Source organism: Streptomyces sp. NPDC090022 (assembly GCF_044748145.1).
Classification (GTDB): domain Bacteria; phylum Actinomycetota; class Actinomycetes; order Streptomycetales; family Streptomycetaceae; genus Streptomyces.
Window position 1 is genome coordinate 72,177 of record NZ_JBIVFN010000002.1, and the last position, 21,405, is coordinate 93,581.

General features: G+C 71.9%; 19 protein-coding genes. 14 read left to right on the top strand and 5 right to left on the bottom strand.

Features of this window, described 5'->3' with window-relative positions; genetic code table 11:
• Nucleotides 1-31: 31 nt before the first annotated feature.
• Nucleotides 32-937 (bottom strand): LysR family transcriptional regulator, encoded by a 906-nt coding sequence (locus ACIPXB_RS04805; protein ID WP_401444589.1) that lies wholly within the window; start codon nucleotides 935-937, stop codon nucleotides 32-34.
• Between the two features lie 143 nt (nucleotides 938-1,080).
• Complete coding sequence (locus ACIPXB_RS04810; RefSeq protein WP_401444592.1) at nucleotides 1,081-2,784, bottom strand: S1C family serine protease; 1,704 nt, start codon at nucleotides 2,782-2,784, stop codon at nucleotides 1,081-1,083.
• A gap of 173 nt (nucleotides 2,785-2,957) precedes the next feature.
• On the opposite strand from ACIPXB_RS04810, the gene ACIPXB_RS04815 reads away from it, so the two are divergent.
• From ACIPXB_RS04815 to ACIPXB_RS04825, 3 genes are all read left to right on the top strand, one after another.
• Nucleotides 2,958-3,758, top strand: a complete 801-nt coding sequence (locus ACIPXB_RS04815; RefSeq protein ID WP_401444594.1) for a glycerophosphodiester phosphodiesterase — start codon at nucleotides 2,958-2,960, stop codon at nucleotides 3,756-3,758.
• Between the two features lie 85 nt (nucleotides 3,759-3,843).
• On the top strand, nucleotides 3,844-4,446 hold the full coding sequence (locus ACIPXB_RS04820; protein ID WP_401444596.1) for an ATP-binding protein: 603 nt from the start codon (nucleotides 3,844-3,846) through the stop codon (nucleotides 4,444-4,446).
• Nucleotides 4,447-4,608: 162 nt separating this feature from the next.
• Nucleotides 4,609-5,574, top strand: coding sequence for a DUF5926 family protein (locus ACIPXB_RS04825; RefSeq protein WP_401444598.1), 966 nt, complete (start codon nucleotides 4,609-4,611; stop codon nucleotides 5,572-5,574).
• Between the two features lie 180 nt (nucleotides 5,575-5,754).
• Here ACIPXB_RS04825 and ACIPXB_RS04830 read toward each other — a convergent pair whose 3' ends face one another.
• Nucleotides 5,755-6,309 (bottom strand): hypothetical protein, encoded by a 555-nt coding sequence (locus ACIPXB_RS04830; protein WP_401444601.1) that lies wholly within the window; start codon nucleotides 6,307-6,309, stop codon nucleotides 5,755-5,757.
• Between the two features lie 190 nt (nucleotides 6,310-6,499).
• Nucleotides 6,500-7,264, bottom strand: coding sequence for a bifunctional DNA primase/polymerase (locus tag ACIPXB_RS04835; RefSeq protein WP_401444603.1), 765 nt, complete (start codon nucleotides 7,262-7,264; stop codon nucleotides 6,500-6,502).
• 407 nt (nucleotides 7,265-7,671) lie between these two features.
• On the opposite strand from ACIPXB_RS04835, the gene ACIPXB_RS04840 reads away from it, so the two are divergent.
• Nucleotides 7,672-9,201, top strand: a complete 1,530-nt coding sequence (locus tag ACIPXB_RS04840; RefSeq protein WP_401444606.1) for a PP2C family protein-serine/threonine phosphatase — start codon at nucleotides 7,672-7,674, stop codon at nucleotides 9,199-9,201.
• 119 nt (nucleotides 9,202-9,320) lie between these two features.
• Nucleotides 9,321-10,790: an aminopeptidase P family protein gene (locus tag ACIPXB_RS04845; RefSeq protein WP_401444608.1), complete on the top strand. Its 1,470-nt coding sequence runs from the start codon at nucleotides 9,321-9,323 to the stop codon at nucleotides 10,788-10,790.
• A 90-nt stretch (nucleotides 10,791-10,880) separates the two neighbouring features.
• Here ACIPXB_RS04845 and ACIPXB_RS04850 read toward each other — a convergent pair whose 3' ends face one another.
• Nucleotides 10,881-11,354 carry an ATP-binding protein gene (locus tag ACIPXB_RS04850; protein ID WP_401444610.1) on the bottom strand — a complete coding sequence of 158 codons (474 nt, stop codon included), beginning with the start codon at nucleotides 11,352-11,354 and terminating at the stop codon, nucleotides 10,881-10,883.
• A gap of 209 nt (nucleotides 11,355-11,563) precedes the next feature.
• Between ACIPXB_RS04850 and ACIPXB_RS04855 the strand changes: the two genes are divergently transcribed.
• The 9 genes from ACIPXB_RS04855 (at nucleotide 11,564) to ACIPXB_RS04895 (ending at nucleotide 21,333) form a co-directional block, all read left to right on the top strand.
• Nucleotides 11,564-12,433: a hypothetical protein gene (locus ACIPXB_RS04855; protein ID WP_401444612.1), complete on the top strand. Its 870-nt coding sequence runs from the start codon at nucleotides 11,564-11,566 to the stop codon at nucleotides 12,431-12,433.
• A 107-nt stretch (nucleotides 12,434-12,540) separates the two neighbouring features.
• The gene (locus tag ACIPXB_RS04860; RefSeq protein WP_401444614.1) at nucleotides 12,541-13,266 is read left to right on the top strand and encodes a YcnI family protein; all 726 of its coding nucleotides are present in this window, start codon (nucleotides 12,541-12,543) and stop codon (nucleotides 13,264-13,266) included.
• A 58-nt stretch (nucleotides 13,267-13,324) separates the two neighbouring features.
• Complete coding sequence (locus ACIPXB_RS04865) at nucleotides 13,325-13,972, top strand: SCO family protein (protein ID WP_401444617.1); 648 nt, start codon at nucleotides 13,325-13,327, stop codon at nucleotides 13,970-13,972.
• Nucleotides 13,969-14,472, top strand: coding sequence for a copper chaperone PCu(A)C (locus ACIPXB_RS04870; RefSeq protein ID WP_401444620.1), 504 nt, complete (start codon nucleotides 13,969-13,971; stop codon nucleotides 14,470-14,472). Before ACIPXB_RS04865 ends, ACIPXB_RS04870 begins: the two co-directional genes overlap by 4 nt.
• A 22-nt stretch (nucleotides 14,473-14,494) precedes the next feature.
• The gene (locus tag ACIPXB_RS04875) at nucleotides 14,495-16,459 is read left to right on the top strand and encodes a copper resistance protein CopC (protein ID WP_401444622.1); all 1,965 of its coding nucleotides are present in this window, start codon (nucleotides 14,495-14,497) and stop codon (nucleotides 16,457-16,459) included.
• Entirely contained in the window at nucleotides 16,384-17,742 is a 1,359-nt protein-coding gene (gene efeB, locus ACIPXB_RS04880) for an iron uptake transporter deferrochelatase/peroxidase subunit (RefSeq protein WP_401444624.1), read from the top strand. Before ACIPXB_RS04875 ends, efeB begins: the two co-directional genes overlap by 76 nt.
• Before the next feature lie 43 nt (nucleotides 17,743-17,785).
• A complete protein-coding gene (gene pheA, locus ACIPXB_RS04885; protein WP_401444627.1) occupies nucleotides 17,786-18,721 on the top strand; it encodes a prephenate dehydratase in 936 nt (311 codons plus the stop codon).
• A gap of 525 nt (nucleotides 18,722-19,246) precedes the next feature.
• A complete protein-coding gene (gene serS / locus ACIPXB_RS04890; RefSeq protein WP_401444630.1) occupies nucleotides 19,247-20,524 on the top strand; it encodes a serine--tRNA ligase in 1,278 nt (425 codons plus the stop codon).
• A complete protein-coding gene (locus ACIPXB_RS04895; protein ID WP_401444633.1) occupies nucleotides 20,521-21,333 on the top strand; it encodes an HAD family hydrolase in 813 nt (270 codons plus the stop codon). Before serS ends, ACIPXB_RS04895 begins: the two co-directional genes overlap by 4 nt.
• Nucleotides 21,334-21,405 lie beyond the last annotated feature (72 nt).

The following is a 21,405-nucleotide window of genomic DNA, read 5'->3' on the forward strand; positions in this document are numbered from 1 at the left end:
TTATGGATCGGGGGTGTCGTACCAGGCGTTGTCAGCAGCCGACGCGGTTGCCCGCCACCTGCTTGAGCTCGGCCAGCACGGCCGCCGTCGCCGGGATCCGCAGGTGGTCGCGGTAGACGTACGCGGCGATGTGCCGGCGCGCCACCGGCGCCAGCACCCGCCCGCACACCCGGGTCAGCGACAGGGAGGGCAGCACGAGCGCGGGCATCATCGCCACGCCCAGCCCCTGCCCGACCAGGCTCTGCACCACCAGGTTGTCGTCGGTCGCGAACCTGATGTCGGGGACGAAGCCCAGCTCGGCGCACTCGTGCAGCAGGTTCGCCCGGCAGCGCGGGCAGCCCGCGATCCACTTCTCCTCGGCCAGGTCCGCCAGGTGCACGGCCCGCCGCCGGGCCAGCGGATGGCCGGTGGGCAGCAGCACGGTCAGCTGGTCCTCCAGCAGCCTGACCTCGGCGACCTCCTCCGGGATCTGCTCCTGGAGCCCCGGATAGGTGAAGGCCAGGGTGATGTCGCACTCCCCGCGCTCCAGTCTGCGCAGCGAGTCGGGGGGTTCCTCCTCCAGCAGCTCGACCTGCACGCCCGGATGGTCCTTCGCGAGTCCGCTGAGGGCCTCCGGGACGAGGGTGACGTTGGCGCTGGGGAACCCGCAGAGCCGGACCCGGCCGGTGCGCAGCCGCGCGTACGCCTTCATCTGGGCCTGCGCGGCGGAGAGACAGCCGAGGATCGTCTCGGCGTGCCGGGCCAGGGAGTGCCCGGCCTCGGTGAGCTGCATCCTGCGGCCGACCCGGGTGAACAGCGGGGTGCCGACGGCGCGTTCGAGCGCCTTCATCTGCTGGGTGATGGCGGGCTGGGTGTATCCCAGGACGCGGGCGGCAGCCGAGTAGGACCCCGAGGCAACCACCTCGTGGAACGTCCGGATGTGCCGCGAATCGAACACGAGCGAAGCATAAGCGGACGTTGGGAGGGGCCGTAGGTGGAATCCCGCCTACGACCCCTCGCCATCAAGCCATCACGCCGTCAGGTTGTCACGCCGTCAGGTTGTCACGCCGTCGCGTCGTCACATCCGCGGCGTGACGACGGCTACTTGTCGCCGGTGCGCGAGCCGAGCGTGACCTCGACCGTGGTCGGCTTGCCACCGCGCAGGTAGGTCAGCTTGACGGTGTCGCCCGGCTTGTACGTCCAGATCTCGCTGATCAGGGTCGGGCCGCTGTCGATCGGCTTGCCACCGAACTCGGTGATCACGTCGCCGGGCTTGAGGCCCGCCTTGCCCGCCGGGCCGTTGGGGTCGACCAGGTCGTTGGCGGCCGCGCCGCCCTCGGAGATCTTGGCGCCGTCCACCTTGGCCTGGAGGTCCACGGAGACCAGCAGCACCGGGTAGACCGGCTTGCCGGTCTTGATCAGCTGCTCGGCGACGTTCTTCGCCTGGTTGATCGGGATGGCGAAGCCGAGGCCGATCGAGCCCGCCTGGCCGCCGCCGAAGCCGCCGTTGCCCGCCGACTGGATCGCCGAGTTGATGCCGATGACCGCACCGCGGCCGTCCAGCAGCGGACCGCCGGAGTTGCCCGGGTTGATGGAGGCGTCCGTCTGCAGCGCGCTCATGTACGAGTTCTTGGCGCCGCCCCCGTCGCTGGAGGCCACCGGACGGTTCTTGGCGCTGACGATGCCGGTGGTGACGGTGTTGGACAGGCCGAAGGGCGCGCCGATGGCGATGGTCGCGTCGCCGACCGCCACCTTGTCGGAGTCCGACAGCGGCAGCGGGGCCAGCCCGGCGGGCGGGTTCTTGAGCTTGAGCACCGCCACGTCGTAGCCCTGGGCGCGGCCGATGACCTCCGCCTCGTACTCCTTGCCGTTGGAGAACGTCGCGGAGACCTTGCCGCCGTTGGCGGCGGAGGCGACCACGTGGTTGTTGGTCAGGATGTGGCCCTGCTGGTCGTAGACGAAGCCGGTACCGGTGCCGCCCTCGCCGTCGCCCGCGGACGCCTTGATCGTGACGACGCTCGGCAGGGCCTTGGCGGCGATGCCCGCGACCGAGCCGGGCTCGCGCTTGAGGTCCCGAGGGGTGTCGCCCGCGCTGACGGTGGTCGAGCCGATGCCGGTGCCGCCGTTCCGGGCGAGCTGGTAGCCGACGCCGCCGCCGATACCGCCGGCCAGCAGCGCGGCCGCGAGCACGGCCGCGATCACACCGCCCTTGCCGGACTTCTTGGGCGGCGGGGTGCCGTCGGTGGTCAGGGGCGCGCCCCAGACCGGGCCGCCGCCACCGTGACCCGGTGCGCCGTGACCCGGTACGCCGTGACCGGGTACGCCGTGGCCGGCCACACCGTACGCCGGGACGGCGGGCGGGGGCGGCGGCCAGCCGCCGGAGCCGTGCGTCGTCGGCTGCCCGGGACCCGGGCCGGCGTAGGCCGGGGCCGGCGCCGGGGCGGCGTACCCGGGGGCCGGGGCGGCCTCGGCCGGGACGTGCCCGGGCGCCGCCGGGGTGGCGGGCAGCTGCTGGGTCGGCTCGGCGTCGTACGGGCCGCCGGCGGCCGCGGGGGCACCGTACGCCGGAGCGGCGGGTGCGGCCGGCGCGGCCGGCGCCTCGGGCGCCGCCGGGGCCTGGGCCTGGGTCTCAGGGGCCGCCGGGGCCTGGGCCGGGGCCTCAGGGGCCGCCTGGCGGTCGTCGTGCTTCGTCAGGTCCTGCCGTGCGGCCGCGCCCGCGGCGGTCGGAGGGGCCACCGGCGCGGGGGGCGCGGACGGGGCCACGGGGGGTGTGGGGGCCGCGGTGCCCTCGTTCTCGGTGCTCACAGCGCTCTCTCCTCGTCGCACGGCTTCTGGACATCGGTCCGGCTGAACGTTCGGCCGACCGCACAAGTTCCTGGGCGAAGCCTTTCCCATGTACCGTCAGAGCACTGTAAGCCGGACCTGTGGGTTTATGCCTGGCCCGGCGCGCTGGCCCTGGTCGGTGGCACCATGACCCGGTGACCCACGCAACGCCGCGCCCCATCCAGGTCGTCGCCCACCGCGGTGCCTCGGAGGACGCTCCCGAGCACACCCTGGCCGCCTACCGCCGGGCCATCGAAGACGGGGCCGATGCCCTCGAATGCGATGTGCGACTGACCGCCGACGGCCATCTGGTGCTGGTCCACGACCGCCGCGTCAACCGCACCTCCAACGGTCGCGGCGCCGTATCGGCCCTGGAGCTGGCGGATCTCGCCGCTCTGGACTTCGGGTCCTGGAAGGACCGCGAGGAAGCCCCTGACTGGGTCGCTGACCCCGAGCGTACGTCCGTGCTCACCCTGGAGCGACTCCTGGAGCTGATCGCCGACGCCGGCCGCCCGGTGGAGCTGGCCATCGAGACGAAGCACCCGACCCGCTGGGCCGGACAGGTGGAAGACCGGCTCCTCTTCCTCCTCAAACGATTCGGGCTCGACGCCCCGCCCGCCGACGGTCCGCACCCGGTACGGATCATGTCCTTCTCGGCGCGCTCGCTGCACCGCGTGCGCGCGGCCGCCCCGACGGTCCCCACGGTCTACCTGATGCAGTTCATCTCCCCGCGCATGCGGGACGGCCGCCTGCCGGCCGGGGTGCGGATCGCCGGTCCGGGGATACGGATCGTCCGCAATCACCCCGGTTTCATCCGGAAGCTCCAGGCCGCCGGCCACTCCGTGCACGTATGGACCGTGAACGAACCGGAAGATGTTCAGCTCTGCGCTGATCTGGGAGTAGAAGCCATCATTACGAACCGGCCACGCCAAGTTCTGTCACAACTCGGCCGCTGACGTCCCGGTTTGCACAGCCGCCCCGAGCACCCCGTTCGTCACAGGGTGTGCCCCGGCGCATCCGCTCCGCATCCGATCGTCATGAATGCGTCAGGGGCCTGCGGCACGACGGTTTCCGGTCCAGGCCATTGGGGCATCCAGACCATGGCGTGGGGCTAAGGAGGTTCCGGGGGTGGCGTTGGTGGTGGCACAGGAGGTGCCCACGTCGTCGTGCATGGCCGTACCCCATGGCCCTGCGGGCGTGGGGGAAGCAAGACACCGCATGCGTGAGCAACTGCTTATCAGCGGGGTGTCCGAATCGGTCGTCGACGACGCCGTTCTGATCCTTTCCGAGCTCCTCAGCAATGCCTGCCGGCACGGCAGACCGCTGGGTGCCCGGGAGATCGGCGACGGAGACATACGCGCCGCGTGGCGCGTCGACAGCGCGGGACGGCTGACGGTCGAGGTCACGGACGGCGGCGGGCCCACCCGCCCGACTCCGGCCACGCCCTCGGTCACCGCACGTGGCGGCCGGGGGCTGAACATCATCAGCGCCCTCGCCCAGGACTGGGGTGTCCGCGACGGGGTCGCGGGCGAGGTGACCGTGTGGGTCGTCGTCGCTGCCGGGCATCGGCATGACGATTTCGCTACGCGCGTTGCGTCGCCGTCGATCGACTTCACGGTCCCCTTCGACGATCTCGATCACTGATCTCGAGGCGCGGCCATCCGCACAGGCGGCCGTCCGGGAGTGCACGCCGACCGTACTCCCGGCCGCACCCGACGGGTTCCGACGGTACGAGCGACTAGGCTCGCGCGCGTCACGTAACGCACGTACGTGACGCCGTACCGTCGCAACCGGGAGACACCCACGATGGCGAAGAAGCGCCCCGCAGCACAGCCGCAGCTCAAGGACGGGGAAATCCCGGTGGTGGGAGCCCGTGAGCCCTGCCCCTGCGGATCCGGGCGCCGTTACAAGGCCTGCCACGGCCGCACCGCCGCGCACGCCGTGACCGAGCTGGTCAACCGCCCCTTCGAGGGCCTGCCCGGCGAGTGCGACTGGGTGGCGCTGCGCGAGCTGGTGCCCGCGGCCACCGTGCCGCTGCACCTCAAGGGCGGCCTCCCCGAGGGCGTCCCGTCCGTGACGCTGGCGACCGTGCTCCCGATGGCCTGGCCGGCGCTGCGCCGCGAGGACGGCTCGATCCTGCTCGGTCTGCAGAACGACTCCTCCTCCGGCGACCTCGCCCGGGACATGGCCGACACCCTGGAGCGCGCACTTGCGACCGAACCGGGGAATCCGGTTCCGCCGCGCCGGGTGCCCACCGAGGGGGTCCGTCTCCAGGATCTGCTCGACACGGACGGCGGTTTCGAGCCGGTTGTCCACACCGGGTTCGAATTCTGGATTCCGGATTCGGAGAGCGCCCAGGCCGCCACCCCGGAGATCGCCGCCTCACTGGAGCGCGCCAACGCCGCCGCCATCCCGACGGTCAAGCTCAGCGGCGTCGACGCGGCCTACTGGTGCGAGACCCCGGACAAGAACCACCTGCGCTGGGTCATGCCGCACGCCGAGGAGAAGCTGCTCGACGCGCTGGCGCGACTGCAGGTGGCGGGCGAGACCTCGCTCGGGGAGGGCACCAAGCTCGTCGGTTCCTTCCGCGCACACGGCCTGATGGTCCCGGTCTGGGACCTGCCGACCGGAATGAGCGCCTCCGATGTGGAGAAGCCGGCCGCCCAGTTCGCCGAGCGACTGGCAAACGCCCTGGCCACGGACGTGCCGCTGACCGCGGAGGAGCGCCGCGCACGCGGTGGTCTGACCAGCCGCCAGGTGACGCTCAGCTGACGGCGACACCTCCGCAGGGCCGGTGACCGCGGTCACAACTCCCGCTAATCGCCTGCAAATCGATGTCCGAATATCAGAGATCGAATTTGCGAACAGGCGATCTCTTGTTACCGTTCTTGTAGCCCGGTCGCTGGTGCATCCCCCGTCGCCAGCGACCGGGCCCTTCCATTTCGGCGCGGGTCAACCGTCGCCCGGGACGGGCGAGTTGCTTCCGGATCGCAGCAGCAGGCGCCCTTCATCATCCGGAACTGCAAACTCCGCAACTGCCGAGTACGCGTCCGTCCCACCCGCCGACGATTCACGCGGCGTCTCGCACAATCCTGGCTCGTCACCGGCCCCGACCTCGCACCGGATCTGCCATGTCCGCCCCGCCGGTCCCATCAGGGTGAGTACGGCGTCCAGAGCGCGTCCACTGGTATTGCGGTAGTAACTGCGGCCCCAGGTAAGGCCTTCACCGGCCAGGACGCAGGTCTGCGCCTCCACGCCGTCCGGCGAGGAGAGTTCGGGACCGCAGTGCGCGTCGTGGCGCGTCTGCTCGGGCGGGCCGGGCTGCTCGGACCCGGCCGCCGCGGGTGCCGGGCGGCGTTCGGATCCGGACAGCCCCAGCGAGGTCAGCAGCCCGGTGCCCTTTCCGTCGCCCCGACCGGCGAAATCCGGCCCGGCGATCGCGCCCGCCAGCGGAAGCGACAAGATGATCAGCACACCGGCACCGATACCGATCAGGCGGAGATTCATTCGCCGAAGATAGCGACGGGGGAATGGAGCGCGGAGATACCCGCGCCCAATTCCCCGGGAAACTCGTCCCCGTGGCACCCGTACGAGTGAGGCGGCGAGGCCCGCCGGGCGAGCCCCCGCAGGCCCGGCGCCCGGGTCCCTCAAGCCCGGCGCCCGGGCCCCGCAGGCCCGCCGGGCTGTCCGTCGGGGATCAGTACGCAAGCCGGCTGCCGCCGCCCGGTGCCCCGCTGCTCGCCTCCACCAGTGCGTCGACGACCGTCTCGACCTCCGGCAACCAGGGCCGTGCGGACCGTGCGGCCGGCTCCCGCTCCCAGCGCACCCGCCCGCCGCCCGACGCGGGCGACGGTGGCAGCAGCAGGTAGCCGCCCTCCCCGTGGAAGCGCAGCGAGGACGGTACGTGGTCCTTGGTGTGGAGGAGTTCACCGAGCCGTTCCAGCGAGTACGGCGCCACGAACAGCGACCAGCGCGTGGGCGTCGCCACCACCGGCCCCAGCCGCAGCCCCCGGGCGTCCAGCCGGGCCAGGGCCGGCGGCCCGGCCACCGCCGGCAGGCTCACCGCGCACGGGGCCGTGCCCCCGGTGGCCAGCAGGACCGGCGCCGCCGGACGGTTCGTCCACCACCACGTCACCATCCGGGCGTCGACGGTGGCGGCGAGCAGACCGGGGTCGAAAGGGTGCGCCCCCGGTACGACGCAGTCGGGGTCGGGGCACGCGCAGCGCGAGCCGTCCACCCCGGCCCGGCCCACGCCGGGCAGCACCGGCCAGCCCCAGGCGGTGGCGCAGTGGAGGGCCGCATCGAGGAGAACGTCACGGTCGCCGCCCTGCCGGGCGGAGGAACGCAGGGACCGCAGGGGCGGGAAGGCCGGAAGAGACGGGAGGGACGGGAGAGACGGGAGGGAGCGGGACTGCAGGGAGTTGCGGAGCCACTGGAGACGCCTTCCGAGGATCTCGCGCATGAGCGCTCGTTCCTTTCCGTTGAACGCCGAGGGCCACATCACACCATGTATGCGATGTTTCACCACACGTACGCGTTTCGCGCCACTGTCCGTCAGGTGCACTTTCACACGGTTCGTGCAGTTTTCTTACGGTCCATGAAACGTCCGGCGGGGGATGGAGCGCTACCCGCGCGGGGGTCCGGCCGGGGGTGCGCCGCTAAGGACGGCGGCCCGCACCGGACGGTTCCCGGCAGCCACCGGGAGGGCACCAACTGACCCCGGGTACCACCGATTACGTACCCGGAGCCACTTCGGCGCCGCCCAGTCGATCGCAAAAAAGGTCCGCTTCCGGCTTTTTCCAGCCAAGTTCTAGCCTTCACCGGACGGTGAGTTGTCGTCCCACGGACACCAGGATTCCCACCTGGGCAATGCTGGACATCGATCCACATCTGCGTGTAGATGTGGATCCATTGATGGCGGCGCAGCACGATCTGGGGGTTTGCGATGCTATATGGCGAATCGCACCAGCTGGAAAGGCGGACGTCATGAGCGCCCCGCATCTGCCGAAAGTGGCTGGAATCGATCCCGCGGTTGCGGGCTCCCCCCACACTGCGGCGCCCACGCCCGCCCGCACGATCCCCGCGACCTCCCATCCGACCGCCCCCGGCACGCTCATCCAGGACCGCCTGGCCGGCATGGTCTCCGACCTCACCACGCTGCACGAGCTCACCGAACGCCTCACCCGCACCACCGACCTCGACGGCTCGCTCCACGAGTTCCTGCGCGCCGGGGCCGCACTGGTCGGCGCCCGCCGCGGCCTGGTCGTGCTGGAACCCTCCGACGGCCTCGGCCCGACCTCCACCATCGGCCTGGGCCTGGGCCGCGCCGACCTCGGCCACATCGAGACCGTCCCGCGCAGCGCCACCTCCTACGGACGCATTCTCGACGGCCTCCCCGACGCCGAGGGCGGCTCGGACGTACTCCCCGAGGCCGACGCCGTCCCGGGCGCCGGCTCCGCCGCCCCCGTCGACCCCCGCCACCGTGAGGTCGCCGCCCGCCTCGGCTACGCCGCCAGCTACGCGCTGCCCCTGACCGCCGAGGCCACCGGCCGGCTCGGAGCGGCCGTCTGGCTCTACGACGAGCAGGCCGAACCGAACGACCGCCAGCGCGACCTCGCCGGCCTCTACGTACGGCACGGCTCCGAGCACCTGGCCCGCATGCTCGAGGTGGAACGCTCCCGTGCCCGGCTCGCCACCGTCGCCGAGGAACTGCTGCCCAGCCGGCTCCCGCGGGTCCCCGGCGTCCAGCTCGGCGCCCGCCACGTCACCGGCCCCGCCGGGGGCGGCGACTGGTACGACGCGCTGCCGCTGCCCGAGGGGGCCCTGGGCCTCGCCGTCGGCTCGGTCACCGGTACCGGGCCCAGCGCGGTGGCGGCCATGGGACGGCTGCGGGCCTCCCTGCGGGCGTACGCCGTCATGGAGGGCGAGGACCCCGTCGCGGTCCTGTCCGACCTGGAACTGCTGCTGCGCCTGACCGAGCCCGCCCGCTCGGCCACCGCCCTCTTCGCCTACTGCGAGCCCGCCCAGCGCAAGATCGTCCTGGCCGGCGCCGGACACACCCCACCGCTGCTCATCGGGGAGCGCCGCACCGACTACGTGGAGACCTCGCTGTCCGCGCCGCTGGGGATGCTCGCCTGCTGGGAGGCACCCAGCGTGGAGATCGAACCGGCACCCGGAGAAACGGTGCTTCTCTACACCGACGGGCTGCTGCGCCGTACCGGCGACGCCATGGACCGCGCGTACGCCCGCCTTCACGCGGCCGCCGCGAGCGTCCCGCGGGCCGTGCGCGACGACCCGGCCGCGATCTGCGACCACGTCCTGCGCACCGTCCTGCCCGACGGGCAGGACGCCGGGGAGAGCACCGAGGACATCGTGCTGCTCGCCGCCCGCTTCGACTAGGGCCTGCCGGCGCCCGCGCTCCGACTGATCTTGGTAAGGGGCCGTTGGCCCCTTGGGTCCCTTCCGGACGTCCGTACGATGGATGAGGTCCAATCTCGTACCCAAGAGGAGGCAGCCCCGTGGCGGAAGAGCTCATCACCCCGGAGACCCCGGAGGAAGAGCAGCCCAAGAAGACGCACAAGCAGCGCAAGAACGGGCTGTACCCGGGCGTCAGCGACGAGCTCGCCGAGAACATGCGCAACGGCTGGGCCGACACCGAGCTGCACGGGCTGGAGCCGATCGCGCAGGCCGCGCACACCGCCGCCCGCCGCGCGGCGCTGTCCGCGCGCTTCCCCGGCGAGCGCCTCGTCGTTCCCGCGGGCCGCCTGAAGACGCGCTCGAACGACACGGAGTACCCCTTCCGCGCCGGCACCGAGTACGCGTACCTCACCGGCGACCAGACCGAGAACGGCGTCCTGGTCCTCGAGCCCGCGGGTGAGACCGGCCACACCGCCACGATCTACCTGCTGCCCCGCTCCGATCGCGAGAACGGCGAGTTCTGGCTGTCCGGCCAGGGCGAGCTGTGGGTCGGCCGGCGCCACTCCCTGACCGAGGCCGAACAGCTGCTGGGGATCCCGGCCAAGGACGTGCGCAAGCTCGCCGAGGCGCTGTCCGAGGCCGAGGGCCCGGTCCGCAACGTGCGCGGCCACGACGCCGTCATCGAGGCCGCCCTGACCGACAAGGTCACCAAGGAGCGCGACGAGGAGCTGCGCGTCTACCTCTCCGAGGCCCGCGCCGTGAAGGACGACTTCGAGATCGGCGAGCTCCAGAAGGCCGTCGACTCCACCGTCCGCGGCTTCGAGGACGTCGTGAAGGTCCTGGACAAGGCGGAGGCCACCTCCGAGCGCTACATCGAGGGCACCTTCTTCCTGCGCGCCCGCGTCGAGGGCAACGACATCGGCTACGGCTCCATCTGCGCGGCCGGCGCCCACGCCTGCACCCTGCACTGGGTCCGCAACGACGGCGCGGTCCGCTCCGGTGACCTGCTGCTCCTGGACGCCGGCGTGGAGACGCACTCCCTCTACACGGCCGACGTCACGCGCACCCTGCCGATCAACGGCACCTACACCGAGATCCAGCGCAAGATCTACGACGCGGTCTACGAGGCCCAGGAGGCCGGTATCGCCGCGGTGAAGCCGGGCGGCAAGTTCCGCGACTTCCACGACGCGGCCCAGCACGTCCTCGCCGAGAAGCTGGTCGAGTGGGGCCTGGTCGAGGGCCCGGTCGAGCGCGTCCTGGAGCTCGGTCTCCAGCGCCGCTGGACCCTGCACGGCACCGGCCACATGCTCGGCATGGACGTCCACGACTGCGCCGCCGCGCGCACCGAGGCGTACGTCGACGGCACCCTGGAGCCCGGCATGTGCCTCACCGTCGAGCCGGGCCTGTACTTCCAGGCCGACGACCTGACGGTGCCCGAGGAGTACCGCGGCATCGGCGTCCGCATCGAGGACGACATCCTCGTCACCGAGGACGGCAACCGGAACCTGTCCGCGGGCCTGCCGCGGCAGGCCGACGAGGTCGAGGCCTGGATGGCCCGCCTCAAGGGCTGACGGCGCCCCTGCGCGCGGACGCCCCTGCGCGTTGCCCCGGTGGGCGGCACCCCGGTACCCCGGTACCCCGGGGTGCCGCCCACCGGCGCGTCACGACGCCTTCAGCAGCGCGCCCTCGCGCCACTTCAGGATCTTGTCGAAGGTCACCACGGCGCCCCGCCCGGGACGGTTGCGGAACCGGACGTGGTCCGCGAGCTCCTCGATCAGGCACAGGCCCCGGCCGCTCTCCCGGTACGCGGCCCCGGGGGCCGGAGGACTCTGGCGGGCCACCGTGTGCGGGGGGAACCCCGGGCCCGAATCCGTCACCTCGATCCGGCAGCAGTCACCGTCGAGGTAGGCCGTGACGCGGTAGGCCTCACCGCCCGGCGTCCCACCGGGCGCCCCGTCGGTCGCCGCGCCGCCGTGCTCCACCGCGTTCGCGCACGCCTCGCTCAGCGCCACCGAGAGGTCGAAGGAGATGTCCGGGTCCACCCCCGCGGTCTCCATCGTCCCCAGCAGCAGCCGCCTGGCGAGCGGAACGCTCGCGGCCTCGCGCCTCAAGTGGAGAGACCACCAGATGCTCATACCGTTACCTATTGCCGCCCGCGACCCGGCGTAAGCGCCCGGCGACATCCAGAGCCCTCATTCGGCCGATGCGAGACCTCGCGGGGCCGATGTATGGGCGCCGCGCGCGTCGGTCGTCGGCCGTGGGCGACGGTGGTCAAGGGGGACTCAAGGGACCTTCCGGACCTGCTGTATGGGCGGCATCAGCGCAGTGCGATGATGGCCCGGCCATGACTGCCCCCCACACGATGCGCGCCGGAGCCGGCCTCCGGCTGCTGCGGGCCGCGGTGTTCGCCGCGGTCTGCGTCGTGCTGTCCGCCGCAGGTCACGCCGTGGCCTCGTGCGCCACGGTGCCCTGGTGGGCGGTCTGTCTCGCGTTCCTGGCCGTGCTGACGGTCGCCGCGCCGCTGGCCGGGCGTCGGTGTTCACTTCCCGGTATCGCCGCCGCGCTGGCGGGCGGGCAGCTGGCGCTGCACACCCTCTTCGGCCTGGGCCAGCACACGGCCGCGGCGGCCTCGGGCCCGGTGGCCGGAACCGGCACCGCCGCCGCCTCGGCCGACACCTCGCTCGCGGCCCTCGCCGCGCGCCTGGTCTGCGGGGGCAACCCGGTCGCGCTCAGCCCCGCCGAAGCACGGCGGATCCTGGCGGCGGCCGGGATCGACCCGGCCGCCCTGGCCGCGCAGGCCGGCGACGCCGCGCAGGCGGCGGGCGCCACCGGCGCCGCTGCGCACACCGGCGCGCACGCCCAGGTCGCACAGGCCCTGGCCGAGCCCGGGAGCGGCCTGTTCAGCCTGCCCATGCTGCTCGGCCACCTGCTGGCCGCGCTGGCCGCCGGCTGGCTGCTCGGGCGCGGCGACGCCGCCCTCTTCCGCCTCCTCCAGCTGTCGCGGCGCACCGCCGGAGCGGCTCCCGTACGGGCCCTGCGCGCCGCGCTGGCCTTCGTACGGGCGCTGGCCGCCGGTCTGCGCGGCGCACTCTCCCCGATCCCGCGCCCCGGGTACGCCACGGCCGGGCGGGCCTGCCGTGCCGGGCGCGAGGCACTGCACCACACGGTGATCCGGCGCGGTCCGCCGGCCACGGCGTTCTCCCTCGCAGCCTGACGCGGCACCCCCGCTCCCGGGACATCCGGGGGAGCACCGGTGCCGCGAACTCCGTGCGCGCCGTGCGCGGAGTCCTTTCGCCACCAGCTTTCCGTGGAGTTTCTGCCATGAAGACCTCGCGCGTCCCCGTCGCCGCCGCCCTCGCCGCCGGCACCGTCCTCGCCCTCTCCGGCACCGCCTTCGCGCACGTCAGCGTGCAGCCCGGCGAGGCCGCCAAGGGCGGGTACGCGACCATCAACTTCAAGGTCCCCAACGAGCGCGACAACGCCGCGACGAACCAGCTCGAGGTCAACTTCCCGGCCGACAAGCCGCTCACGTCCGTCATGCCGCAGGACATCCCCGGCTGGACGGTCACCGTCGAGAAGACCAAGCTCGACAAGCCGCTGACGGTCCACGGCAAGCAGATCAACGAGGCCGTCACCAAGGTCACCTGGACCGGCGGCAAGATCGAGCCGGGCAAGTTCCAGCAGTTCCCCGTCTCCGTCGGCAAGCTGCCCGAGGACGCCGACCAGATGGTCTTCAAGGCGATCCAGACGTACGACAACGGCGAGGTCGTCCGCTGGATCGAGGAGACCAAGGAGGGCGCGGCCGAGCCGCAGACCCCCGCGCCGGTCCTGAAGCTGACCGCTGCCACGGGCGCCGGCCACCACGGTGGCGACAAGAACGCCGACGCCAAGAGCACCGACAAGAAGGACGAGCACGGCAAGGACGGTCACGACACCGCCGCCGCCAAGAGCACCGACAACACCGCGCGGGCCCTCGGCGTCGCCGGCATCGTCATCGGCCTCGGCGGGGTCGCCTTCGGCGTCGCCTCGCGCCGCCGCACCTCCTGAGCCTGCCGCGCTCCTCACATCCGTCCGAACCATCCCCCGATTCCAGGGATTTTTCTCCATGCGCACCACTCGTGCAACGGTCGCCGCCCTGCTGGCGGCGGCCGCGCTCACCCTCACCGCCTGTGGCGGCGAGCCCGGGAACAAGCCGGTCGCGGAGGTGAACGCACCGGCCAAGACCAAGGCCGGCACCGTCCTCGACCGTCCCTTCACCAAGCCGGATGTCACGCTCACCGACACCACGGGCAAGCCGTGGAACCTGCGTGAGCAGACCAAGGGCCGGCCGACGCTGATCTACTTCGGCTACACCAACTGCCCGGACGTCTGCCCGCTGACGATGAGCAACATCGCCGTCGCCAAGAAGGCACTGCCCAAGGCTGACCAGGACAAGCTCCAGGTCGTCTTCATCACCACGGATCCCGAGCGGGACACTCCCGCCTCGCTCGGCGCGTGGCTGCAGGCCCAGGACCCGTCCTTCACGGGACTGACCGGGGACTTCCCCGCCGTCCAGGCCGCCGCCAGGACTCTCGGCATCGGGGTCGAGGCGTCCAAGAAGGAGGCCGACGGCAGCGTCGTCTCCATGCACGGCGCCCAGGTCATCGCGTTCAGCCCCAGGACCGACGAGGGCTACGTCCTCTACGGCGAGGGCACCACCGTCGACGACTACACCAAGGACCTGCCGAAGATCATCAAGGGAGAGAACCCGTGAACCGCCGCACCACCCGCACCCTGGCCGCCGCCCTCTCCCTGACGGCCGCACTCGCCATATCCGGCTGCTCCGCCGACTCCGAGGACTCCCAGGACTCCGCGGGCTCCAAGGACGCCGCCCCCACCGCGATGACGGTCACCGGCGCCTTCATGCCCGAACCGGTCAACGACAAGATGGCCGGTGGCTTCATGGTCATCAAGAACGCCTCCGCGGCCGGCGACAAGCTGACCGGGGTCACCAGCCCCCTCTCGGACGACGTCGAGATCCACGAGACCAAGAACCAGAAGATGCAGCAGGTCACGTCCATGGACGTGCCGGCGAACGGTGAGCTGCAGCTGGAGCGCGGCGGCAACCACATCATGTTCATGGGGCTCAAGAGCCAGCCCAAGGTCGGCGAGAAGATCACCGTCGAACTGCGTTTCGAGAAGGCCGATCCGGTCAAGGTCGAGCTGGACGTCAAGGAACGGACGTACAACCCGCAGCAGAACAACGCCCACTGACGGACCGAGGGACTGACACGCCATGACGGCCACCGCCCCCGCCCCCTCCACGGCCCGCACCCGCCCGGCGGCACTCCTGCCCCGGCTCGTGCTGGTCCTCGCAGCCCTGCTGGCAAGCCTGTTCGCCGCGGCCGCACCGGCCACGGCACACGCCGCACTCACCGCGAGCGACCCCAAGGACGGGGCGGTGGTCGCCACGGCACCCGCCCAGGTCTCCCTCTCCTTCTCGGAGCAGGTCGCCATGGGCGACGACTCGATCCGCGTCATGGACCCCCAGGGCAAGCGGGTCGACACCGGTGAACTGCGCGACATGTGCAGCGGATCCACGATCCGCTACGGCACCGCGCTGAACTCCGGTCTGCCCAACGGCACCTACACCGTGGCCTGGCAGGCGGTCTCCGCCGACAGTCACCCCATCGCCGGCGCCTTCACCTTCTCCATCGGCGCCCCCTCGGCCACCAGCGTCACCCTGCCCACGCAGCAGGCCGGCGGCGGTCCCGTCGGCACCGCGTACGACATCGCGCGCTACGCCGCGTACGGCGGCTTCGCCGTCCTCGTCGGCGGCGCGGCCTTCATCCTGCTCTGCTGGCGACGCGGTGCGGGCGAGCGGTCCGTACAGAAGCTCGTCCTGCGCGCCTGGGTCACCCTGACCGCCGCCACCCTCGCCATGCTGGTGCTGCGCAACCCCTACACCGGCTCGGGCGAGTTCGCCGACGTCTTCGACCTCACCGGTCTCCAGGACGTCCTGGAGACCAAGACGGGCGCCTCCCTGGTGTCCCGGCTGCTGCTCCTCGGGGCGGCCGCCCTCTTCATCGCCGTCCTCTTCGGCACGTACGCCCGGCGGCAGAAGAGCGTCGGCACCGCCGAGGACACCAAGGACATGAGCGACCTCACCTTCGGTCTCGGGGTGGGCGGGGGCGTCGTCGCCGCCGGTATCGCCGCGACCTGGGCGCTGTCCGAGCACGCGTCCACCGGTATCCAGCCCGGGATCGCAATGCCCGTCGACATCCTCCACCTGCTGGCGGTCGCGGCCTGGCTCGGTGGTCTGGCCACCCTGCTGGTGGCCCTCCACAAGGTGCCGGACATCGAGCGCGCGGCGGTCCAGCGGTTCTCCCGGCTCGCCTTCATCAGCGTTCTCGTCCTGACCGCCACCGGCATCTACCAGTCCTGGCGGCAGCTCGGCAGCTTCTCCGCCCTCACCGGCACCAGCTACGGACGGCTCCTGCTCGTCAAGGTCGCGCTCGTGGCCGTCCTGGTCGCCGTCGCCTCCCTCTCGCGCAGGTGGACTGCCCGGCTCGCCGAGACTCCGGTCGCCGGCGATGTTTCACGTGAAACAGCCGAAGAAGAGGAGAAGAAGGCAGAGGACGACGACGCGGAGGAGGAGGCCGCGAGCGTGACCGTGCCTGCCGACCCCCGGCGCGCCGCCCAGCTCGCCCGCCAGCAGGCCGCCCGCGCCACCGCCCGTGCCCGGCAGCGGCGGGACGCGGACCCCGGCCGGGCCGGCCTGCGCCGCTCCGTGCTGGCGGAGGCCGCCGTCGCCGTCGTCCTGCTCGCCGTCACCACCATCCTCACCAGCACCGAGCCCGGCCGCGCGGCCGAGCAGGAGGCCGGCCGCGCCGAAGCCACCAGTACCGCCGTACCCGACCGGGCGGTCAAGGTGACCCTCCCCTTCGACACCGGCGGCAAGAACGGCAAGGGCACCGTCCGCCTCGAACTCGACCCCGGGCGGGTCGGCGCCAACACCTTCCACGTGTGGATCGACACGCCGGAGGGCACGCCGCTCGACGCCCCCGAGGTGAAGGTCTCCTTCACCCTCCCGGCCAAGGACATCGGACCGCTCCCGCTCGTCCCCGAGCGGGCGGCTCCCGGACACTGGACCGCGTCCGGGGTCCGGATCCCCCTGGTCGGCGAATGGCGCATCGACGTCACCGTCCGCACCTCCGACATCGACCAGACGACCGTCCAGAAGAACGTGAAGATCGGCTGACCAGCGTGACCGAGAGCAACACCGACATCGAGATCACCCGGCGACGGCTGCTGGGCACGGTGGGCGCCGCGGGCGCCGCCGGGCTCGCACTCGGCGCCACCGGAGGCGCCCTCGTCCACTCGGCGCTCGCCGAGGCCCCCGCCACCGGCGCCTCCGGGGCCCCCGGCACGCTGGCCTCGCTCGGTACCACCGAAGTCGCCTTCCACGGCGAGCGCCAGCCGGGCATCACCACACCGCTCCAGGCCAAGGGCCACGTCCTGGCCTTCGACCTGGCCCCCGGGGCCGGGCACAAGGAGGCCGCCGCCCTCATGCGCCGCTGGTCGGACACCGCCCGCCGGCTGATGGCCGGCGAGACGGCTCCCACCGCGGACTCCGGCATCGCCCTCGACGCGGGCCCGTGTTCCCTGACCGTCACCTTCGGCTTCGGCCACTCCTTCTTCGAACGGACCGGTCTGACCGCCCGCCGCCCCACCGCTCTGGAACCGCTGCCGAACTTCTCCGCCGACCAGCTCGACGCCCAGCGCAGCAACGGCGACCTGTGGGTGCAGATCGGCGCGAACGACGGACTCGTCGCCTTCCACGCGCTGCGCGCCCTGCAGAAGGACGCCGGGGACGCCGCCCGTGTCCGCTGGCAGATGAACGGCTTCAACCGGTCGCCCGGGGCCACCGGCAAGCCCATGACCGCGCGCAACCTGATGGGCCAGGTCGACGGCACCGGCAATCCCAAACCCTCCGAACCCGAATTCGACCGGCGGATCTTCGTCCCGGACGCGGGACCCGGGCCGGCCGAGCACGCCTGGATGGCCGGGGGCTCGTACGCCGTGGTGCGCCGTATCCGGATGCTCCTCGACGACTGGGACAAGCAGTCCCTCGACAAGCAGGAGCAGGTCATCGGCCGCAGGAAGGTGGACGGGGCGCCCCTGACCGGCGGCACCGAGACCACCGAGCTCGCGCTCGACAAGTTCGGCCCCGACGGCAAGCCCGTCATCGCCTCCAACGCGCACGCCCGGATCTCCGCCCCCGAGCAGAACGGCGGGGCCGCCATGCTGCGGCGCCCCTTCTCGTACCACGACGGGATCGCGGCGGACGGCAGCCCGGACGCGGGGCTGCTCTTCATCTGCTGGCAGGCCGATCCGCTGCGCGGGTTCGTGCCGGTGCAGCGCAAGCTCGACCGCGGTGACGCCCTGTCGGCGTTCATCCGGCACGAGTCCAGCGGTCTGTACGCCGTCCCGGGCGGCGCCCGTTCCGGGGAGTACGTGGGGCAGCGGCTGCTCGAAGGGTGAACATCGCCGCCTCCGGCCCCGGAGGCGGCATTAGGCTGATCACATGTCGGCCACGCGATTCACCTATCTCGGCCCCGAGGGCACCTTCACCGAGGCCGCCCTCCGCACCCTGCCGGAAGCCGCGACCCGGGAGCTCGTCCCGATGGTTTCGGTGCCGGCCGCCCTGGACGCCGTGCGCAACGGCGAGGCAGCCGCCGCGCTGGTGCCGATCGAGAACTCGGTGGAGGGGGGTGTCACCGCGACCCTCGACGAGCTGGCGTCCGGCGAACCGCTGATGATCTACCGCGAGGTGCTGCTGCCGATCGCCTTCGCACTGCTCGTGCGGCCGGGCACCCAGCTGTCCGACATCAAGACCGTCACCGGGCACCCGGTGGCCCAGCCCCAGGTCCGCAACTGGCTGCGGGCGAATCTGCCGGACGCGCTGTGGGAATCGGCGGCCTCCAACGCCGACGGGGCCCGGCTGGTGCAGGAGGGCCGCTTCGACGCCGCCTTCGCGGGGGAGTTCGCCGCGGCGACCTACGGGCTCCAGGCGCTGGTGAGCGAGATCCACGACGCGGAGAACGCCGAGACCCGGTTCGTGCTCGTCGGCCGGCCGGCCCGGCCCGCGGCGCCCACCGGCGCCGACAAGACCTCCGTCGTGCTGTGGATGGGCGCCGACCGCCCCGGTGCGCTGCTGGAACTGCTCCAGGAGTTCGCCGTGCGCGGAGTGAACCTGATGCTGATCCAGTCCCGGCCGACCGGCGCAGGCATCGGCAACTACTGCTTCGCGGTCGACGCCGAGGGCCACATTTCCGACCGCCGGGTGAGCGAGGCCCTGATGGGTCTCAAGCGCACCTGCCCGCAGGTCCGCTTCCTCGGCTCGTACCCGAGGGCGGGCGTCACGCCCGGTGACGTCCAGGCCGCCCGGCCCGGTACGTCGGACCGTGACTTCACGGCCGCGTCCGACTGGCTGACGCGCTGCCTCGACGGCCGGGGATAACCGTCGTCCACCGTCCACAGAAGTTATCCACAGGCTTGCATGGAGACCTGTGGACTAGTCGACAGTTCAGCGCGACAAGGTCGACAAATCGGCCGATGGGCCAGGTTTCGCATGGGCGAGCGGCAGGTGAACGGTGTCACCCGCGTATCGCGGATCAACTCTTTGGAGCGAGCCATTCCCACCCGAATGAGTGTGTGAGAGGGGTTTGAACCCTGATTCCCCCTGCCCGCACAGCGATCGGGAATGATCTCTTTTGGTGTCCACAGAGAGCTTCCGCAGCCTGTGGATAAAGTGCGCAGGACCCTCAATTCCTGTGGACAAGCACTGGTCAGGCCCCGCTCCCCGACCGGCACCCCTGAGCCGATCTGCCCCTTTTCGGGGAATCGACCTACTTTTATTGACCGGTCGAGCGGGTTCACTTCCGGCCATCGATCAAGAGTTATCCATTCGCGGCAATTCGGGCATAGCGACACGCAGCGTGATATCGATGTGATCCACGGAAGCCCCGCCCGGTAGCCTGGAGGGGTGATTGACCTCCGGCTGCTCCGTGAAGACCCTGACCGTGTCCGCGCCTCGCAGCGCGCCCGTGGAGAGGACGTCGGCCTCGTCGACTCCCTGCTCTCCGCCGACGAGCGCCGCAGGTCTTCCAGCGTGCGCTTCGACGAGCTGCGGGGCGAGCAGAAGTCCCTGGGCAAGCTCATCCCCAAGGCCACCCCGGAGGAGCGCGCCGAGCTTCTCAGGAAGGCCGAGCAGCTCAAGGTGGACGTCAAGGCCGCCGAGGCCGACCAGAACCAGGCGGAGGAGGCGGCCAAGGCCCTGCTGCTCCAGCTCGGCAACCTGGTGCACCCCGACGTACCCGTCGGCGGCGAGGAGGACTTCACCGTCCTCGAGACGCACGGCACGATCCGCGACTTCGCCGCCGAGGGCTTCGAGCCCAAGGACCACCTCGAGCTCGGCGAGGCGCTGGGCGCCATCGACGTCGAGCGCGGCGCGAAGGTCTCGGGCTCGCGCTTCTACTACCTCACCGGTGTCGGCGCCCTGCTGGAGCTGGCCCTGGTCAACGCGGCGATCGCGCAGGCCACGGAGGCCGGCTTCATCCCGATGCTGACCCCGGCGCTGGTCCGCCCGCGCGCCATGGAGGGCACCGGCTTCCTCGGCCAGGCCGCGGAGAACGTGTACCACCTGGAGAAGGACGACTACTACCTGGTCGGCACCTCCGAGGTCCCGCTCGCCGCGTACCACATGGACGAGATCATCGAGGCCGACAAGCTGCCGCTGCGCTACGCCGGCTTCTCGCCGTGCTTCCGCCGCGAGGCCGGTACGTACGGCAAGGACACCCGCGGCATCTTCCGCGTCCACCAGTTCGACAAGGTCGAGATGTTCTCGTACGTCGCGCCGGACGAGGCCGAGGCCGAGCACGCGCGTCTGCTGGCCTGGGAGAAGCAGTGGCTGAGCTCGCTGGAGCTGCCCTTCCAGGTGATCGACGTCGCCACCGGTGACCTCGGCGCGTCCGCCTCGCGCAAGTTCGACTGCGAGGCGTGGATCCCGACCCAGGGCAAGTACCGCGAGCTGACCTCCGCCTCGAACTGTGACAGCTTCCAGGCCCGCCGGCTGTCCGTGCGCATGCGCGACGGCAAGAAGACCCAGCCGCTGGCCACGCTGAACGGCACGCTGTGCGCGGTGCCGCGCACCATCGTCGCGCTGCTGGAGAACCACCAGCAGGCCGACGGCTCGGTGCGGGTGCCCGCGGTGCTCCGTCCGTACCTGGGCGGCCGCGAGGTACTGGAGCCGATCGCCAGGTGAGCTCCGCACCGTTCCCGTACAAGCTCGTCGCGACCGATCTCGACGGCACGCTCCTGCGTGGCGACGACACGGTCTCGGAACGCACGCGCGAAGCGCTCATCGCGGCCACCGCGGCGGGCGCGGCGCACATCGTCGTCACGGGCCGGTCGGCGCCGTGGACCCGGCACGTGCTGGACGCCCTGGACTACAAGGGCATAGCGGTCTGCGGGCAGGGCGCCCAGCTCTACGACGCGGGTGCGCACAAGCTGCTGACCTCGGTGACGCTGGACCGGCAGCTGGCCGGGCTCGCGCTGTCCAAGATCGAGGCCGAGGTGGGTCCGGTCGCCCTGGCGGCGAGCCGGGACGGGGTGGACGGCGAGGTGCTGATCGGCCCCGGCTACTCGGTGCAGGAGGGCCTGCCGACCCTGCGCCTGAAGGACACCACCGAGGTGTGGTCCGCTCCGCTGAACAAGCTGTACATCCAGCACGCGGAGCTGGACGACGACACGCTGGCCAAGGTCGCCCGGGAGATCGTGGGCAGCCTGGTCGACATCGTGATGGCGGGTCCGGGCGTGGTGGAGATCCTTCCGCTGGGTCTGAGCAAGGCGACGGGCCTGTCGCTGGCCGCCCGCCGGCTGAAGGTGAAGGCGGCGGAGACGATCGCCTTCGGTGACATGCCCAACGACATACCGATGTTCGGGTGGGCGGGGCACGGCGTGGCCATGGCCAACGCGCACCCGGAGCTGAAGGCGGTGGCCGACGAGGTGACGACCTCCAACGAGGAGGACGGCATCGCGGTGGTGCTGGAGCGCCTGCTGGGCGCCGCGTAGAAGCCGCAGGACGTACGAGAGGTCCGGGACAGCCCGCGCCGTGAGGCGCGCTCGAAGCGGCTGTCCCGGACC

What these genes read in the sequence shown, in the direction of transcription:
- ACIPXB_RS04825 (WP_401444598.1), top strand. Translation starts at nt 4,609, where the DNA reads ATGGCGAAGAAGCGCCCCGCAGCACAGCCGCAGCTCAAGGACGGGGAA.
- pheA (WP_401444627.1), top strand. Translation starts at nt 17,786, where the DNA reads ATGTCGGCCACGCGATTCACCTATCTCGGCCCCGAGGGCACCTTCACC.
- efeB (WP_401444624.1), top strand. Translation starts at nt 16,384, where the DNA reads ATGGCGCATCGACGTCACCGTCCGCACCTCCGACATCGACCAGACGAC.
- ACIPXB_RS04865 (WP_401444617.1), top strand. Translation starts at nt 13,325, where the DNA reads ATGCGCACCACTCGTGCAACGGTCGCCGCCCTGCTGGCGGCGGCCGCG.
- ACIPXB_RS04855 (WP_401444612.1), top strand. Translation starts at nt 11,564, where the DNA reads ATGACTGCCCCCCACACGATGCGCGCCGGAGCCGGCCTCCGGCTGCTG.
- ACIPXB_RS04840 (WP_401444606.1), top strand. Translation starts at nt 7,672, where the DNA reads ATGCTGGACATCGATCCACATCTGCGTGTAGATGTGGATCCATTGATG.
- ACIPXB_RS04830 (WP_401444601.1), bottom strand. Translation starts at nt 6,309, where the DNA reads ATGAATCTCCGCCTGATCGGTATCGGTGCCGGTGTGCTGATCATCTTG.
- ACIPXB_RS04860 (WP_401444614.1), top strand. Translation starts at nt 12,541, where the DNA reads ATGAAGACCTCGCGCGTCCCCGTCGCCGCCGCCCTCGCCGCCGGCACC.
- ACIPXB_RS04820 (WP_401444596.1), top strand. Translation starts at nt 3,844, where the DNA reads ATGCGTCAGGGGCCTGCGGCACGACGGTTTCCGGTCCAGGCCATTGGG.
- ACIPXB_RS04835 (WP_401444603.1), bottom strand. Translation starts at nt 7,264, where the DNA reads ATGCGCGAGATCCTCGGAAGGCGTCTCCAGTGGCTCCGCAACTCCCTG.
- ACIPXB_RS04875 (WP_401444622.1), top strand. Translation starts at nt 14,495, where the DNA reads ATGACGGCCACCGCCCCCGCCCCCTCCACGGCCCGCACCCGCCCGGCG.
- ACIPXB_RS04850 (WP_401444610.1), bottom strand. Translation starts at nt 11,354, where the DNA reads ATGAGCATCTGGTGGTCTCTCCACTTGAGGCGCGAGGCCGCGAGCGTT.